This is a genomic window from Klebsiella sp. X13, from assembly GCF_003323835.1.
Classification (GTDB): domain Bacteria; phylum Pseudomonadota; class Gammaproteobacteria; order Enterobacterales; family Enterobacteriaceae; genus Klebsiella; species Klebsiella ornithinolytica.
In genome coordinates, this window is sequence record NZ_CP030874.1 from 1,928,057 (window position 1) to 1,944,474 (window position 16,418).

General features: G+C 54.7%; 13 protein-coding genes. 9 read left to right on the forward strand and 4 right to left on the reverse strand.

Annotation, left to right across the window (positions count from 1 at the left end; translation table 11 throughout):
- Positions 1–32: 32 nt before the first annotated feature.
- Entirely contained in the window at positions 33–1,544 is a 1,512-nt protein-coding gene (locus DSD31_RS09185; protein ID WP_015583996.1) for an MFS transporter, read from the reverse strand.
- A gap of 493 nt (positions 1,545–2,037) precedes the next feature.
- On the reverse strand, positions 2,038–2,541 hold the full coding sequence (locus DSD31_RS09190) for a non-heme ferritin-like protein (RefSeq protein WP_004864107.1): 504 nt from the start codon (positions 2,539–2,541) through the stop codon (positions 2,038–2,040).
- Between the two features lie 894 nt (positions 2,542–3,435).
- On the opposite strand from DSD31_RS09190, the gene DSD31_RS09200 reads away from it, so the two are divergent.
- From DSD31_RS09200 to otsA, 5 genes are all read left to right on the forward strand, one after another.
- Positions 3,436–4,416, forward strand: coding sequence for an arabinose ABC transporter substrate-binding protein (locus tag DSD31_RS09200; protein WP_113991388.1), 981 nt, complete (start codon positions 3,436–3,438; stop codon positions 4,414–4,416).
- Between the two features lie 62 nt (positions 4,417–4,478).
- Positions 4,479–5,993, forward strand: coding sequence for an L-arabinose ABC transporter ATP-binding protein AraG (gene araG / locus DSD31_RS09205; protein ID WP_004864098.1), 1,515 nt, complete (start codon positions 4,479–4,481; stop codon positions 5,991–5,993).
- A gap of 14 nt (positions 5,994–6,007) precedes the next feature.
- Complete coding sequence (gene araH / locus DSD31_RS09210; RefSeq protein WP_032724644.1) at positions 6,008–6,988, forward strand: L-arabinose ABC transporter permease AraH; 981 nt, start codon at positions 6,008–6,010, stop codon at positions 6,986–6,988.
- A 161-nt stretch (positions 6,989–7,149) separates the two neighbouring features.
- Positions 7,150–7,953 (forward strand): trehalose-phosphatase, encoded by an 804-nt coding sequence (otsB, locus tag DSD31_RS09215; RefSeq protein WP_113990997.1) that lies wholly within the window; start codon positions 7,150–7,152, stop codon positions 7,951–7,953.
- Positions 7,928–9,352, forward strand: a complete 1,425-nt coding sequence (otsA, locus tag DSD31_RS09220; protein WP_113990998.1) for an alpha,alpha-trehalose-phosphate synthase — start codon at positions 7,928–7,930, stop codon at positions 9,350–9,352. The genes otsB and otsA overlap by 26 nt, the downstream gene beginning before the upstream one ends.
- Before the next feature lie 35 nt (positions 9,353–9,387).
- Here otsA and uspC read toward each other — a convergent pair whose 3' ends face one another.
- Complete coding sequence (uspC, locus tag DSD31_RS09225; RefSeq protein ID WP_004864087.1) at positions 9,388–9,816, reverse strand: universal stress protein UspC; 429 nt, start codon at positions 9,814–9,816, stop codon at positions 9,388–9,390.
- A 360-nt stretch (positions 9,817–10,176) separates the two neighbouring features.
- Between uspC and DSD31_RS09230 the strand changes: the two genes are divergently transcribed.
- Positions 10,177–11,760 (forward strand): MFS transporter, encoded by a 1,584-nt coding sequence (locus DSD31_RS09230; RefSeq protein WP_048023973.1) that lies wholly within the window; start codon positions 10,177–10,179, stop codon positions 11,758–11,760.
- A 4-nt stretch (positions 11,761–11,764) separates the two neighbouring features.
- Positions 11,765–12,904 carry a beta-galactosidase BglB gene (gene bglB / locus DSD31_RS09235; RefSeq protein ID WP_015583999.1) on the forward strand — a complete coding sequence of 380 codons (1,140 nt, stop codon included), beginning with the start codon at positions 11,765–11,767 and terminating at the stop codon, positions 12,902–12,904.
- A gap of 101 nt (positions 12,905–13,005) precedes the next feature.
- Here the strand turns inward: bglB and argS are convergent, their stop codons facing one another.
- Complete coding sequence (gene argS / locus DSD31_RS09240) at positions 13,006–14,739, reverse strand: arginine--tRNA ligase (protein WP_004864079.1); 1,734 nt, start codon at positions 14,737–14,739, stop codon at positions 13,006–13,008.
- A 230-nt stretch (positions 14,740–14,969) separates the two neighbouring features.
- Here argS and DSD31_RS09245 point away from each other — a divergent pair, with 230 nt between their 5' ends.
- Entirely contained in the window at positions 14,970–15,539 is a 570-nt protein-coding gene (locus DSD31_RS09245) for a VOC family protein (protein ID WP_032717090.1), read from the forward strand.
- A 75-nt stretch (positions 15,540–15,614) separates the two neighbouring features.
- On the forward strand, positions 15,615–16,358 hold the full coding sequence (gene cutC / locus DSD31_RS09250) for a copper homeostasis protein CutC (RefSeq protein WP_004864073.1): 744 nt from the start codon (positions 15,615–15,617) through the stop codon (positions 16,356–16,358).
- Positions 16,359–16,418: the final 60 nt, after the last annotated feature.

Below are 16,418 nucleotides of genomic sequence, written 5' to 3' on the forward strand. Positions count from 1 at the left end.
ATCGCTGTCGATGGCGGGGCGAAAACCAGACGTTAATGAGAGATAGCGGCCCTTGCCGACGCCGGCTGTTCATCTTTAAATAGCTTACTGTTGCCCCAGCACTCTTCATAACGATGGCCGACTAAATCCTCCACGATAATACGCACATCGGACGGGATATCGCTAACCTTACCCCCTGCTTTAATCCGCGCCACTTCCTGCAATACGACCAGGTGCGCTTTGCGATCCAGTTTCATCTGCTTGCTGAAGACAATGGCCGCCAGCGCCAGCAGGATCACGCCGCTACAGAACACCACCGCAATGGCGGTCACTGCGCTTTCTGGTTGCGTATGCGCTTTAGACTGGAACCCGTAAAAGCTGAGAATAGCTCCCATCGTGAAGACAATAATCGAACGCAGGATTTTTCCGGAGAAGGTCATGGCGCCCGCGTAGATCCCTTCGCGGCGGCGGCCGGTATAGATCTCATCAACATCGGCGAGGAAGGTGTAAACGGTCCATGGAATGTAGTACACGCCGCCGGTACCCAGGCCAAACAGCACCGTGATCCCAAACATCAGGATGGTTGCCAGATGAGCGGGCAGATGGAAAAACCACAGCGAGGTGTACAGCAACACGGAGAAAATCACGATGCTCAGCGCCAGAATATAGGGCTTGCTGAATCCCTTTTTCACACACAGGCCGATAAACAACGCCGTAGAGAGCAGCTGCAGAATCGAGTTCAGGCTGTTCAGCCCGGCGACCATCGCCGGATCGTGCTGCAGGACAAAGATAACGAAGTAGGTAAAGATCGAGGCAAACAGCCATTCTGCGCCGAAACCGCAGAGATACATCCCAAGATGTTTGCGGAACACGCGTAGATAGAAGGTTGAACGCATATCCTTCGCCAGCATCAGCAGGGTCGTGAGCAGGCCTTTTTTCTCATTCACGCGAACGTCTTCTTCACGCGGGCGCTCCCAGCTGCAAAACCACAGGCAGGAGATGGCGATAATCAGAATAACCCCGTAGGTCAGCCCGGTCAGGAAGAACGGTGTGGCGGAATCTTTGCCGTACAACAGGATAAACTGACCTGGGATGAACGCCGCCAGGAAGTTGGCAAGCTTGCCGAAAATGGCTTTATAGCCGGTCAGTTTAGAGCGTAATGAGAAGTCGTCGGTCATTTCGGTGGCTAAGGTTTCATAAGGCACCATGACTGAGGTATAAATAATCTCAAAGACGACGTAGGTGCAGAGGTAGTACCAGAAACCCAGCCCCTCAACCCACAGCAGCGGGTAAAACATCATCAGCGGGATGCCGATCAATAAAAAGAAACGTCGGCGTCCGAAGCGTTTGCCGAGCCGCGTTTTACCGAAGTTATCGGTCAGGTAGCCCATTAACGGATTGCTGATCGCATCGATGATGCTGGCGACGGAGAAAATGAACGACGCCTCAATCAGCGTCAGTCCGCAGAACGTGGTGTAGAAATAAAGTAGCCAGGCGCCGCTGATCGCCAGCGCGCCGCTCCCCAGTAAATTACCGCCGCCGTAGGCTAGCTGATGGCGTAACAAAATCGGTCTTCCCTGCAACCCTTGTGAGGTTGAAGCCGCGTATCCTGCCATTAATATAAACCTCATGTTTTAAATTTTTGAAACGCTGTTTTTATATTCTTAAAGTCGATGGCGAAAAGTGATCGCCGTCACTAATCACCCGCTGCGCCATTTCCCAGAGCAGGAATGCGATCGGCTTAAAAGTTTTTAATGCTTTTCAGGAATAAGAACGGCGCCTGAACGGCGGAAATGATGTGTCAGAAACAGCGATCGCTGGAACGTTATCCGCGATGGACGGAGGCGTGAAGCGGAGGGATTGATGATCCGGTGTCGTTTATTCGCGCAGCGGAACGGTGGCCATACGGCGGTCTGCAGGGCATCGTCCGGCGGGTTTTAGTGCCAACGCTGCGCGGTTGCGCCGGCCAGGGCGATCGCTATGCTGCGATGCGAAAGCCGTTCTCTCGGGATCCATACTCGCTGAGAGAACGGTTGATGTGATGCCGGCGCGATGGCCTTAATCCTGGCGGCGTGTCACCAGACTGAGCAGGCGGCGATCGGTCTGAAGCATACCCAGGCCGGCTTTATCCGCGTTACGAACCTCTTCAAGCACGCTTTGCAACAGCACGCCATCCTGCTGCTGCTCTTTCTCCAGCAGCGTCAGGAAGCGCCAGGTGGTGTCGTCGCGTTGCGCTTTAGCCTCTTCGGTCAATCCGGACAGCATGCTGCTACGCTGTTCATAATCGGCCAGGGTGGTGGTAAACAGATCTTCGAGGGAGTGACAGTTATAGCTGTAGCTGCCTTCATTTTTGACGATCGGCCAGTTTCCGCCGGTCTTCATAAAATCGAATACGCGCATCATCTGCGTCACGTGGGATTGTGCCCGGGAGCGCAAAAAGATGGCGGTGCCGTTCAGACGGTGCTGTTCGCACCATTCGCTGAGATGCAGATATAAATTTGAGGCATGAAACTCAAGGTTCATCTGATTATTGAGTTTTTGAGCCATTCCTGAAACGACCATAAAAAATATCCTTATTAAGCTGGAGGTATCATTCACGCGTCGGGAATCTTCGCCGGTGAACGATAAAATGCGAGACTCTTTACGCGTAACATTGTCGGCAAAATAATGAATTTGCACTTTCCCTATGTGTATCGGTAATTAATTAGCGCCTGCCGATATATATAGAATACCCTCAATAATAGACTAAGAAAACTCTCAAGTGCATCTGTTTACGTTTCGTTACAACATCCTTATAAAGCGTGTTGTTTTTGTCTTTTACTTGATTTTAATATCCATATCTTGATGATTTTATTGAATTTATTTTTATGGCTTTTTTTATGATATGGATGATGCCTACGACATATTAATTAAATATGAATTTAATCCTGAGGTCATAATTCGGTCATGTCGCATCAACCATTCGGTAAAAAAGAAATCACGAGAAATGATTGAGTGACGTCATTTTTACAGGACCAGATAAGCGGGATGATGAGGTGTATTCTGTTATTAACGGTAATAAAATTCTCCTGTGCGATATTTCATCTTGTGAGAAGTCGTATCGGTAAGGGAAACGGCTGAAAAAGGGGGCACAGCACTTTCGGGACATCTACTGAGAGCAGGCGGCGGTAGCGACAAGGATAAGTCTGCTGATGATATGGATAATATTGCTATGTGCAGGGCTAATTGTCTGACAATTAGCTCTTTTTTTATGTCATTTTTCGCTAAATCTATGCACGCAATTACTGTAATTCCGCGATGTGATAATGCTCTCGTATGGAGAATTGATTTCCAGTTATTACTTAATGAACAACGGCAGTTCGGTGTGCAATTTTTCTAATGCCTTGTTTTACGTCCGATAAAAAAATTAAGTCCGATACTTCCCTACAGAAAAGCGAAATAAAGCTGGAGTTTACCATGCACAAATTTACTAAAGCGCTGGCGGCGATCGGTCTCGCTGCGGTTATGTCACAATCAGCTATGGCTGAAACGCTTAAACTCGGATTTCTGGTCAAACAACCGGAAGAACCCTGGTTTCAAACCGAGTGGAAATTTGCCGATAAGGCCGGCAAAGATTTGGGCTTTGAGGTAATTAAAATTGCGGTCCCGGATGGTGAGAAAACCCTGAATGCCATCGACAGCCTGGCGGCCAGCGGGGCAAAGGGCTTCGTTATTTGTACACCTGACCCGAAACTCGGGGCGGCGATTGCCGCTAAAGCGCGCGGATACGATATGAAAGTCATCACCGTCGATGACCAGTTCGTGAATGCGAAAGGTAAACCGATGGAGAGCGTACCGTTGGTGATGATGGCCGCCAGTGAAATTGGCGCCCGTCAGGGGCAGGAGCTGTACAAAGAGATGCAAAAACGCGGCTGGGATGTGAAGGATACCGGCGTGATGGCGATTACCGCTGATGAACTCGATACCGCCCGTCGTCGTACCACGGGTTCCATCGACGCGCTGAAAGCGGCCGGTTTCCCTGACCAACAGATCTACCGCGTGCCGACTAAATCCAACGATATCCCGGGCGCCTTCGACGCCGGTAACTCGATGCTGGTACAGCATCCTCAGGTGAAGCACTGGCTGATCGTGGGGATGAATGACAACACCGTACTGGGCGGCGTGCGCGCCACCGAAGGTCAGGGCTTTAAAGCCGGGGATGTGATTGGCATTGGCATTAATGGTGTGGATGCGGTTAACGAACTCTCCAAAGCGCAGGCGACCGGTTTCTACGGTTCTCTGCTGCCTAGCCCGGATATCCACGGATATAAAACCAGCGAGATGCTCTACAACTGGGTCACAAAAGACGCAGAACCGCCGAAATTCACTGCGGTCACCGATGTGGTGCTGATCACGCGCGACAACTTCAAAGAAGAGCTGGCGAAAAAAGGGCTGTAAGGCCTGGTTGACCCTGCCTCCCGCAGCCTGCGGGAGGCTGAGCATAGAAGAGCGGAGTTGTTATGCAACAGTCTACCCCTTATCTCTCATTTCGCGGCATTACCATGACCTTTCCCGGCGTTAAGGCGCTCTCCGATATTAGCTTTGACTGCTATAGCGGACAGATCCACGCCCTGATGGGGGAAAATGGAGCCGGAAAATCGACGCTGCTGAAAATTCTCAGCGGCAACTATATTCCTACCGCCGGCGACCTGCAGATAGACGGCCAACCGCGCGTATTCAGCAACACTACCGAAGCGCTGAACGCCGGAGTGGCAATCATTTATCAGGAGCTGCACCTGATTCCGGAAATGACCGTCGCGGAGAATATCTACCTCGGCCAAATCCCGCATAAGTACGGCTTAGTGAACCGCTCGCTGCTCAACTACGAAGCGCGGCTGCAGCTGGAGCATCTGGGGCTGGATATCGACCCGGAAACGCCGTTGAAATACCTCTCCATCGGCCAGTGGCAGATGGTTGAGATTGCTAAGGCGCTCACCCGTAACGCAAAGGTTATCGCATTTGATGAACCGACCAGCTCTCTTTCGGCGCGCGAGATCGACCATCTGTTTCGCGTCATCCGCGAATTGCGTGAGGAAGGGCGCGTGATTATTTATGTTTCGCACCGCATGGAGGAGATTTTTGCGCTCAGCGATGCGATCACCGTGTTTAAAGATGGCCGCTACGTACGCACCTTCGATGATATGCAGACCGTGAGTCATGACGCGCTGGTGCAGGCGATGGTCGGGCGCGAGCTGGGCGATGTTTACGGCTGGAAACCGCGTGAGTATGGCAAAGAGCGTCTGCGCCTGGAGCAGGTCAAAGCGCCCGGCGTCCGCAGGCCGGTAGATCTGTCGGTGCGCAGCGGGGAAATCGTCGGCCTGTTTGGGCTGGTCGGGGCCGGGCGCAGCGAGCTGATGAAAGGGTTGTTTGGCGGAACCCGTATCACCGGCGGTCAGGTGTATATCGACGGGCAGGCGATCGATATTCGCAAACCGGCACAGGCTATCGAGGCCGGAATGATGCTGTGCCCGGAAGACCGCAAAGCGGAGGGCATTATTCCGGTCCATTCCGTACGCGACAATATCAATATCAGCGCGCGTCGCCGGCATATTCACGCGGGCTGCATCATTAACAACGGCTGGGAAGCGCACAACGCCGATCGGCATATTAAGTCGCTTAATATCAAAACCCCGGGCCCCGAACAGCTGATTATGAATCTCTCCGGCGGCAACCAGCAGAAGGCGATTCTGGGACGCTGGCTGTCGGAAGAGATGAAAGTGATCCTGCTGGATGAGCCGACCCGCGGCATTGATGTGGGCGCTAAGCATGAAATTTATAACGTTATCTATGCCCTGGCGGCCTCCGGTGTCGCCGTCGTTTTCGCCTCCAGCGATTTGCCCGAAGTGCTCGGCGTGGCCGATCGTATCGTGGTGATGCGCGAAGGTGAGGTGGCGGGCGAACTGCTGCATGATGATGCCAATGAACAGCAGGCGTTAAGCCTTGCGATGCCAAAAGTGAGCCAGGCGGTCGCCTGAGTAAGGAGTCAATAATGTCCTCTGTTACTACCCCTAATGCCCGCCAGAGTTCGTTTAGCTTTGCCCGAATCTGGGATCAGTTTGGCATGCTGGTTGTTTTTGCCGTGTTGTTTATCGGCTGCGTGATTTTTGTACCCAATTTTGCCTCGTTTATCAATATGAAAGGGCTGGGGCTGGCGATTTCAATGTCCGGTATGGTGGCCTGCGGCATGCTGTTTTGCCTGGCGTCCGGGGATTTTGATCTGTCGGTGGCATCGGTCATCGCCTGCGCTGGCGTAACGACGGCAGTGGTGATTAATCTGACGGAAAGCATGTGGATAGGGATTGCCGCCGGTCTGCTGCTGGGGGCAGTCAGCGGGCTGGTTAACGGCTTCGTGATTGCCCGGCTGAAAATTAACGCCCTGATCACGACGCTGGCCACAATGCAGATTGTGCGCGGCCTGGCTTATATTATCTCCGACGGAAAGGCGGTCGGCATTGAAGATGAGCGCTTCTTTACCTTAGGCTATGCCAACTGGTTTGGCCTGCCGGCCCCGATCTGGCTGACCGTCGCCTGCCTGATTGTTTTTGGTTTACTGCTCAACAAAACCACCTTTGGCCGCAATACGCTGGCTATCGGTGGCAATGAAGAGGCGGCCCGTCTGGCGGGGGTGCCGGTGGTGCGGACCAAAATTATTATCTTCGTGATCTCAGGCGTGGTTTCTGCGGCCGCGGGGATTATCCTCGCCTCGCGCATGACCAGCGGCCAGCCGATGACCTCGATTGGCTATGAGCTGATCGTTATCTCAGCTTGCGTGCTGGGTGGCGTGTCGCTGAAAGGCGGGATCGGTAAGATCTCTTATGTGGTTGCCGGGATCCTGATCCTCGGCACCGTAGAGAACGCCATGAACCTGCTCAATATCTCGCCGTTCTCTCAGTACGTGGTGCGCGGGGTGATTCTGCTGGCGGCGGTTATCTTCGACCGTTATAAACAAAAAGCAAAACGGGCTGCTTAATAATCCCCCAACCTTTTAGTCTAATCCCTGATTATCGCCAGCGCCCGCTACGCTGGCGATAGCTATCAAAAATGGCGATCCCGGTCACACTGTCTATACTTACATGGCTAACAATCCGTTAACAACCAGCGTTGTGCTGGCCATGAAAGGAGGAGAACAGGGTGGCTGACAAGATATCTGTACCGCCTGTGCCAACCGAACATCATGCATTTTTCTTTGACCTCGACGGCACGCTTGCCGATATCAAACCTCATCCCGATCAGGTTGTTATCCCCACACCGGCGCTTCAGGCGCTGCGGCAGCTTGCGCAGCAGCACGGTGGGGCGGTGGCATTGATTTCAGGGCGCTCAATGGTTGAGCTTGATGCGCTTACCCATCCATACCGGCTGCCGCTGGCCGGTGTTCACGGGGCAGAACGCCGCGATATCAATGGTAAAACGCACATCGTCACGCTTCCTGATGCGCTGCTCCGGGAACTGGATGAGCAGCTGCGGGCGGCGCTGGAGACGATGCCGGGATGTGAGCTGGAACACAAAGGCATGGCGTTTGCGCTGCATTATCGCCAGGCGCCGACGTACCAGAGCGCGGCGCTATCGCTGGCGCAGGGGATTGTCAAACGTTATCCCATCCTCGCATTGCAGTTGGGTAAGTGCGTGGTGGAGATTAAGCCGCGTGGGGTCAATAAAGGGGAAGCGATTGCGACGTTTATGCAGGAGGCGCCGTTTCAGGGGCGTAAACCGGTATTCGTTGGCGACGATTTGACGGACGAAGCCGGGTTCAACGTCGTGAATCAGCTCGGCGGCATGTCGGTAAAAGTTGGCAAGGGCGACACCCAGGCGCAGTGGCGTCTGCCGGATGTCGCGGCCGTTCAGCATTGGTTAATCAGCATCGCAAATAATAAGCAACAACCTGATGCGCAAAATGACAGGAGGGAGGGTTATGGGGCGCTTAGTCGTAATATCTAATCGTATTGCGCCACCGGATGATAAAAAGGCCAGCGCGGGTGGCCTGGCCGTGGGCATTTTGGGCGCGCTGAAGGCCGCCGGTGGATTATGGTTTGGCTGGAGCGGAGAGATTGGCGATGACCAGAAACCGCTAAACACGGTGACGCGAGGCAATATCACCTGGGCCTCGTTTACGCTCAATGAACGGGATCATGACGAATACTACAACCAGTTTTCCAACGCCGTGCTGTGGCCGGCATTTCACTATCGCCTGGATCTGGTGGACTTCCAGCGTCCGTCATGGGACGGCTATCTGCGGGTTAATGCCAACCTGGCGAAGAAGCTTCTCCCGCTGATTGAGCCCGATGATATTTTGTGGATTCATGATTATCATCTGCTGCCTTTTGCCAGCGAGCTGCGCAAGCTCGGGGTCAATAACCGTATCGGTTTCTTTTTGCACATTCCGTTCCCGACGCCAGAGATTTTTAACGCGCTGCCTCCGCATGCCGAGCTTCTTGAGCAGCTCTGTGACTACGATCTGCTTGGCTTCCAGACCGATAACGACAGAGTGGCGTTTCTTGATAGCGTCTCGCTGCAGACCCGGGTGGTGACGCGAGATGGCCGACGCCATGAGGCATGGGGCAAACATTTCCGCACCGAGGTTTACCCGATAGGCATCGATCCTGACGAGATTGTGCGCAGTGCGAAGGGGCCGCTGCCGCCCAAACTGGCACAGCTGAAAAGCGAGCTTAAGGGAGTAAAAAATATCTTCTCCGTTGAGCGACTGGATTACTCTAAAGGCCTGCCGGAGCGCTTTCTCGCCTATGAAGCCCTGCTGGAGAAATACCCGCAGCACCATGGCAAGATTCGCTATACGCAGATTGCGCCAACCTCCCGCGGCGAAGTACAGGCCTATCAGGATATTCGCCATCAGCTGGAGACCGCCAGCGGCAGAATCAATGGCCAGTACGGACAGCTGGGCTGGACGCCGCTGTACTACCTGAATCAACATTTTGAACGCAAACTGTTGATGAAGATCTTCCGCTATTCCGATGTCGGGTTAGTGACGCCTCTACGCGACGGGATGAATCTGGTGGCGAAAGAGTTTATTGCTGCCCAGGATCCGCAGAACCCGGGCGTGCTGGTCCTGTCGCAGTTTGCCGGGGCGGCGAATGAGCTAACCAGTGCGCTGATCGTCAATCCCTACGATCGCGATGAGGTGGCCGCGGCGCTGGATCGTGGTCTGACGATGCCGCTGGCGGAACGCATTGCGCGTCATGCGGAGATGCTGGCGGTCATCAAGGATAACGATATCCATCATTGGCAGGAGCGGTTCATCAGCGATTTGCAGCAGATCGAACCGCGCAGTGAGGAGAGCCGATTGCAACGCAAAGTCTCAACTTTCCCCAAACTGGCGTAGCGCGGTAAGCGGGATACAGGCTGACGCCTTTGGCGTCAGCCTTTTTCCAGAGAGACCAGTAAAACGTCCACGCCGCTGCTGCCGACGATGCTTTTCGCCGAGCAGGTGGCGCGCGAAAACAGGCTGTGGTTGTGATTGCCACATATCACCAGGTCCACGTGATGCTGCTGGCAAAAATCTTTGATGTGGTGGCTGAGTTCGCCGCTGGCAATCGTCACGTTGTCGATAGGGTAATTGGCTTCTTTCGCCAGTCCGGAGAGAAAATCTCGCGTTTCTTCATGCATCAAGTCCCGCAGGTTTTCCAGCATCGGCGCAGCAAACTGGTTATATAACTCCGGATCGGTGGCCAGCGTGATCAGGCTGACTTTGGCATCCAGCGGACGTGCGATAGAGACCGCTTTATTGATAAGCACGCGGCTTTCCGGCGTTGGGGCGACGGCAACGAGCAGATGAGAATAGGACATCAGGCCTCCTTCAGATACGCGAAATAACCCTTCATACTTTCTTTACTCTCATTTTTTATCTCCCGCAATCCCTGTTCATCACACATTAAGCGACTGATTTCTGGTGGAGATAAATCACGTTTTCATCGACCAAATTTTAGTTTTGGACATTCGTTTTGTTATAAAGGAAATGCTGTTTTATAAATAGGTGATGCGTGTTCGTCGACTCTTTGTATTTTTGCCATGGACGGGGGCGAGCTGGCAAAAACGAAAAGGTAACCCTGTTCTCATACTTCTACTGTAGCCATGTATCCACTCCCTTTTGGCTAAGCCAGAAAGCTTGTCGGAGTTCACTAAAAAAAAGACACAGGATTTACGGCGATGAAAACACGTAAAATCGGTTTAGTTAATTATCTGGCCTATGGCTCGGGCGACTTCCTCGGCGCCGGGACCACCGCGCTGACCGCGGCCTGGCTCCTCTACTTCTACACCACCTTCTGCGGCCTTTCCCCTATTGAAGCAACATTGATTTTTGCCACGGCGAGAGTGCTGGACGCGGTGATCAGCCCGCTGATGGGCTTTCTGACCGATAACTTTGGGACCACGTGGCTCGGCAAACGCTTTGGCCGACGTAAGTTCTTTATTCTGCTCGGCATCCCCTGCGTGTTCAGCTACTCCATCATGTGGGTTGGCGATATGGGATTCTGGTATTACCTGCTCACCTATCTGCTGTTCGATATCGTCTACACCATGATTCTGGTGCCGTATGAAACGCTGGTACCGGAAATGACTGATGATTTTAAACAAAAAACCAAATTCTCCGGCGCGCGTATTTCGATGGCGCAGATGTCGGCCATTCTGGCGTCATTCCTGCCGGGCATTCTGCTGACCCAGTTTGGTAAGGACAATGCGGTTTCCTTTTTCTACGCAAGTCTCGTCTTCTCCGTGCTGTGCGCGCTGATGCTGACCTTCGTCTGGTTCTTTACCTGGGAACGTCCGCGGGAAGAGTGGTCGGAAGCCGCGCTGCGGGCGGAAGAAGAGAAGCGCAATTTGTCTTTGGTTCAGAGCCTCAATCGCCTGTTTATTGAGCTGAGTTCGACGCTGCGGATTAAGATTTTCCGCCAGCACCTGGGGATGTACCTTGGCGGCTATATCGCTCAGGACGTCTTTAATGCCGTGTTTACCTACTACGTGGTGTTTGTGCTGATGCAGGAGGCCTCAATGGCGTCCAACCTGCTGGGCACCATGGCTATCTTCCAGTTTATTGCCGTCATCGCCATGATTCCGCTCTGTATTCGCTTCGGGCCCGCCCCTTCGTATCGTATGGTGGTCGTGCTGTTTGGCCTGAGCTCGCTGTCCTACGCGATTCTCTATTACGCCGGACTGAGCGATGTCTACTCGCTGCTGCTGTTGATCTCTGCCGTCGCGGGACTTGGGCGTGGCGGAATCAACTATGTGCCATGGAATACCTACACCTATATCGCGGATGTGGATGAGGTCATCACCGGGCAGCGTCGTGAAGGGATTTTTGCCGGCATTATGACGCTGACGCGCAAAGCCTCTCAGGCCGGCGCGGTGATGCTGGTGGGTATCATTATGCAGCTCTCGGGATTTGTTTCCGGGCAGAAGACCCAGCCCTATGAAGTGAGCCATACCATCCTGTTGATCCTGAGCGTCGGCACGCTGGCGGTGCTGGCCTGCGGTTTCCTCGTCTCCCTGCGCTTCAGGCTCAATCTTGCCACGCATAGCGTGCTGCGGGCGGAGACGCTCAAAATGCGTCGCTCGGGCCGCGCACAGCCAGAGCTGGCGACAGCGGAAGATCGCGCGGTGGTTGAGATGCTGGCCGGCATGCCGTTCGACGCGCTGTGGGGAAATAACAATATTGGTTATCTGAACCGCAATAAACCTGCCGCGCCATCGCTGAAGCAGGGTGCTGAAATGAAATCGACATACAACAGAGGGTAAAGAGATGAAGGTGTGGCCTGTCAAACATAGCCCGTTACTGCGTCAGCCGGCGCATTTTATTAGCCGCCATGAACTGCAGTCGCTGATCCAAAAAGTGACCCATAATCTGGTCAATATTCGCGATGAAGCGGGGACGTTTCTGCTGCGGCTGGACGACGGGCGGGTCATTGATACCAAAGGGTGGGCCGGTTGGGAGTGGACGCATGGCGTAGGTTTGTACGGTATTCATCAGTACTACCAGCAGACCGGGGACACGGCGATGCGCGATATTATCGACAGCTGGTTTGCCGATCGCTTCGCCGAAGGAGCGACCACGAAGAACGTTAATACCATGGCCCCATTCCTGACCCTGGCCTGGCGCTACGAAGAGACCGGGAGACCGGAGTATCTGCCCTGGCTCGATAGCTGGGCGGAGTGGGCGATGCATGAGATGCCGCGCACGGAGCATGGGGGAATGCAGCACATCACGCTGGCGGAAGAGAACCATCAGCAGATGTGGGACGATACGCTGATGATGACCGTACTGCCGCTGGCTAAAATCGGTAAATTGCTCAATCGTCCGCAGTATGTGGAAGAGGCGGTGTATCAGTTTTTACTTCACGTTCAGAACCTGATGGACCGGGAAACCGGGCTGTGGTTTCACGGCTGGAGCTATGACGGTCAGCATAACTTCGCCCGCGCTCGCTGGGCGCGGGGTAACAGCTGGCTGACGATGGTGATCCCCGATTTCCTTGAACTGGTTGATTTACCTGAGCACAGCGCCGTCAGACGCTATTTGATCCAGGTGCTGAATGCGCAAATTGCCGCGCTGGCAAAATGTCAGGATGACAGCGGCCTGTGGCATACGCTGCTGGACGATCCGCACTCGTACCTGGAAGCATCGGCCACCGCCGGATTTGCCTATGGCATTCTGAAAGCGGTGCGTAAGCGCTATGTCGCGGCGGAGTACGCCGAGGTGGCGGAGAAGGCGATTCGCGGGGTGGTGAAAAATATCTCCCCGGAAGGCGAGCTGTTACAGACCTCGTTTGGGACCGGGATGGGCGGCAATCTCGACTTTTACCGCGAGATCCCGCTGACTTCGATGCCGTATGGTCAGGCAATGGCGATATTGTGTCTGACGGAGTATTTGCGCAAATACTTCTAAGGCAGGATTTGATCGCCCTGACAGACGCTGACAAGCACCGCGCCATCAGGCATTTCCCCGGCAGCGCGCGGCTAGCCGGGGCGACAAAATCCCCCGCCGACTTACATCCGCTCGACGGTTTCAATACCCAGCGTATCCAGACCCTGTTTCAGGGTTCTGGCCGTCAGCTGCGCCAGCTTCAGACGGCTGTTGCGTGCGGCTTCGCTCTCGGCGGTGATAATCGGGCAATGCTCGTAGAAACCGGAGAACAGGCCCGCCAGATCGTAGAGATAGGCGCACATGACGTGCGGCGTGCCTTCGCGGGCCACAACGGTCAGCGTCTCTTCGAACTGCAGCAGGCGCGCGGCCAGCTGCGCTTCGCGCGCTTCGGTAATGATCACCGGTGCCGCAGCCAGCGCCTGCTCGTCAACTTCCGCTTTACGGAAGACGGAGAGCACGCGGGTATAGGCATACTGCATATACGGCGCGGTGTTGCCTTCGAAGGCCAGCATGTTATCCCAGTCAAATACGTAATCGGTGGTCCGGTTTTTGGACAGATCGGCATACTTCACTGCGCCAATACCGACCGCATTGGCCAGCTGTTCCAGCTCATCGGCAGGCATGTCCGGATTTTTCTCGGCCACCAGGCGGCGCGCGCGTTCCAGCGCTTCATCCAGCAGATCCGCCAGCTTCACGGTACCGCCGGCGCGAGTTTTGAACGGCTTCCCGTCTTTGCCCAGCATCATGCCGAACATGTGATGTTCCAGCGGCACGGATTCCGGTACATAGCCCGCTTTACGCACGATCGTCCACGCCTGCATCAGGTGCTGGTGCTGACGGGAATCGATGTAGTAGAGCACCCGGTCGGCGTGCAGCGTTTCATAACGATACTTCGCACAGGCGATATCGGTAGTGGTGTAGAGGTAGCCGCCATCCTTTTTCTGGATGATGACGCCCATCGGTTCGCCTTCCTTGTTTTTGTACTCATCAAGGAACACCACGGTCGCGCCTTCGCTCTCGACGGCCAGACCTTTGGCTTTCAGATCGGCAACAATGCCCGGCAGCATCGGGTTGTAGAGACTTTCACCCATGACGTCATCGCGGGTCAGGGTGACGTTCAGACGATCGTAGGTAATCTGGTTTTGGGTCATGGTGATGTCAACCAGCTTGCGCCACATCTCCAGGAAGTAAGCATCGCCACCCTGGAGTTTTACTACGTAGTTACGGGCGCGTTCGGCAAAGACTTCATCTTCGTCATAATGCTTTTTCGCATCGCGATAGAAGCCTTCGAGGTCGGACAGCGCCATTTCACCGGCGTTTTCCTGCTGCTGTTTTTCCAGCCAGGCGATCAGCATGCCGAACTGAGTGCCCCAGTCGCCGACGTGGTTCGCACGGATCACCTTATGACCGAGGAATTCAAGCGTACGGACGGCAGCGTCACCGATGATGGTGGAACGCAGATGGCCGACGTGCATCTCTTTGGCGACGTTCGGGGCGGAGTAGTCAACGACGATAGTTTGCGCCTGCGGCCGGGCGACGCCCAGACGCTCAGACGCCAGCGCGCTGTTCACATTTTCCGCTAAAAAGGCCGGATCGAGGAAAATATTGATAAAGCCGGGCCCGGCGATTTCAACCTTGTTAGCAATCCCGTTAAGGTCGAGATGAGACAGTACCTGCTCTGCGAGTTGTCGCGGCGCCATACCCAGTTTTTTCGCTACTGCCATCACGCCGTTGGCCTGATAGTCGCCGAACTGGATTTTTGCTGACTGGCGGACCTGAGGTTCGCAATCGGCAGGCGCACCTGCCGCGATCAGGGCCTGGCTGACTTTTTCTGAGAGAAGAGCCTGAATATTCACCGGAATACCTTACGTTTAAGGCGCTATAACCCCTGTGGGGCAGCGCCGGAATGTGGACAAATTAGGGCAGGAGTATACTGCATTTGCGCCCATGCGTCAGCACCGTGCGCGCGTTGCCGGGCAGCGCGCTTAATGAATAGCCACTCGGCGAACCCCACAGAAGATTCCCGGTTGGTCGCCGCCGGGAAACACGCTAAATTACCCCCCTTTGACGTGCATTGAGGTGCAGTATGGCAAACTGGCAGCAAATTGATGAGCTTAACGATATTTCCGCGGATCTGCCGCGTTTCACCGACGCGCTAAGCGGGCTGGCCGACCGACTTGGGTTGGATATCGCGCCGCTGGATGCCGACCATATTTCCCTGCGCTGCCACCAAAACGCCACGGCAGAGCGCTGGCGTCGCGGTTTTGAACAATGCGGCACGCTGCTGTCGGAAAACACGATCAACGGTCGACCTATCTGCCTGTTCAAACTGGATGAGCCGGTTTCGGTGGCCCACTGGCGTTTCAGCGTGGTTGAGCTGCCGTGGCCGGGCGAGAAACGCTATCCGCATGAAGGATGGGAGCACGTTGAGATTGTGCTGCCGGGCGAGCCGGATGCGCTCAATGCTCGCGCGCTGGCGCTGCTGTCTGATGAGGGATTGAGTCAGCCGGGGATTTTTGTCAAAACCAGCTCGCCGAAAGGAGAGCGCGAACGGCTGCCAAACCCGACCCTGGCGGTGACGGATGGCCGCGTCACGATTAAATTTCACCCGTGGTCAATTGAGCAAATTGTCGCCAGCGAACAATCTGATGCGTAACAGTGTGAAGCGACGCGGTTTTTGAACGGATAAATCATGACATGCTGTGTTGCCCGCAGCGTAAAGGAGAAGGAAATGACGCTACTGGAAGTCTGCTGTTATAGCATGGCCTGTGCGCAAGAGGCGCAGCGCTGTGGAGCCGATCGCATTGAGCTCTGCGCCGCGCCGCATGAAGGGGGATTAACCCCGTCGCTGGGCGTGCTGAAAACAGTACGCGAAACGGTGACCATTCCGGTGCATCCGATTATTCGCCCGCGCGGCGGTGATTTTTGCTACACCGAAAGCGAGTTTGCGGCGATGCTCGACGATGTGGCGACGGTCAGGGAGCTGGGTTTTCCCGGCGTGGTCATCGGGGTGTTAGATGTGGATGGTCGGGTCGATACCGCGCGCATGCAAAAAATTATGGCGGCGGCCGGTTCGCTGGCGGTCACGTTCCACCGGGCTTTTGATATGTGTGCGGATCCGTATCAGGCTTATCGCACGCTGGCCGATTTCGGCGTTGCCCGTATCCTGACATCGGGTCAGCAGGCCAGCGCTGAAAAAGGTCTTTCATTAATTACGGAACTTATTGCCCTGGGGGATACTCCAACCATTATGGCTGGTGCAGGTGTTCGAGCGGCCAACCTGGCGAAGTTTCTTCAGGCAGGTGTCAAAGAGGTCCACAGCTCGGCCGGACACTGGGTGCCATCGCCAATGCGCTTCCGTCATTCCGGATTATCGATGTCCGCCGATGCCGACGCAGATGAATATTCACGCTATGCCGTTAATGGCGTAGCGGTGGCAGAAATGAAGCAAATCATTTCTGCGCAGAGAAGTTAAACCGTTTTTTGCTGCACATCATGTCGCCCAATATGATGATTGCCCGTACCAGGCCCCTGC

Bases quoted from the DNA above. Each gene is read 5' to 3' on its own strand.
- cutC (WP_004864073.1), top strand. From the start codon at position 15,615: ATGACGCTACTGGAAGTCTGCTGTTATAGCATGGCCTGTGCGCAAGAG.
- DSD31_RS09200 (WP_113991388.1), top strand. From the start codon at position 3,436: ATGCACAAATTTACTAAAGCGCTGGCGGCGATCGGTCTCGCTGCGGTT.
- araG (WP_004864098.1), top strand. From the start codon at position 4,479: ATGCAACAGTCTACCCCTTATCTCTCATTTCGCGGCATTACCATGACC.
- uspC (WP_004864087.1), bottom strand. From the start codon at position 9,816: ATGTCCTATTCTCATCTGCTCGTTGCCGTCGCCCCAACGCCGGAAAGC.
- DSD31_RS09230 (WP_048023973.1), top strand. From the start codon at position 10,177: ATGAAAACACGTAAAATCGGTTTAGTTAATTATCTGGCCTATGGCTCG.
- araH (WP_032724644.1), top strand. From the start codon at position 6,008: ATGTCCTCTGTTACTACCCCTAATGCCCGCCAGAGTTCGTTTAGCTTT.
- otsA (WP_113990998.1), top strand. From the start codon at position 7,928: ATGGGGCGCTTAGTCGTAATATCTAATCGTATTGCGCCACCGGATGAT.
- bglB (WP_015583999.1), top strand. From the start codon at position 11,765: ATGAAGGTGTGGCCTGTCAAACATAGCCCGTTACTGCGTCAGCCGGCG.
- DSD31_RS09190 (WP_004864107.1), bottom strand. From the start codon at position 2,541: ATGGTCGTTTCAGGAATGGCTCAAAAACTCAATAATCAGATGAACCTT.
- DSD31_RS09245 (WP_032717090.1), top strand. From the start codon at position 14,970: ATGGCAAACTGGCAGCAAATTGATGAGCTTAACGATATTTCCGCGGAT.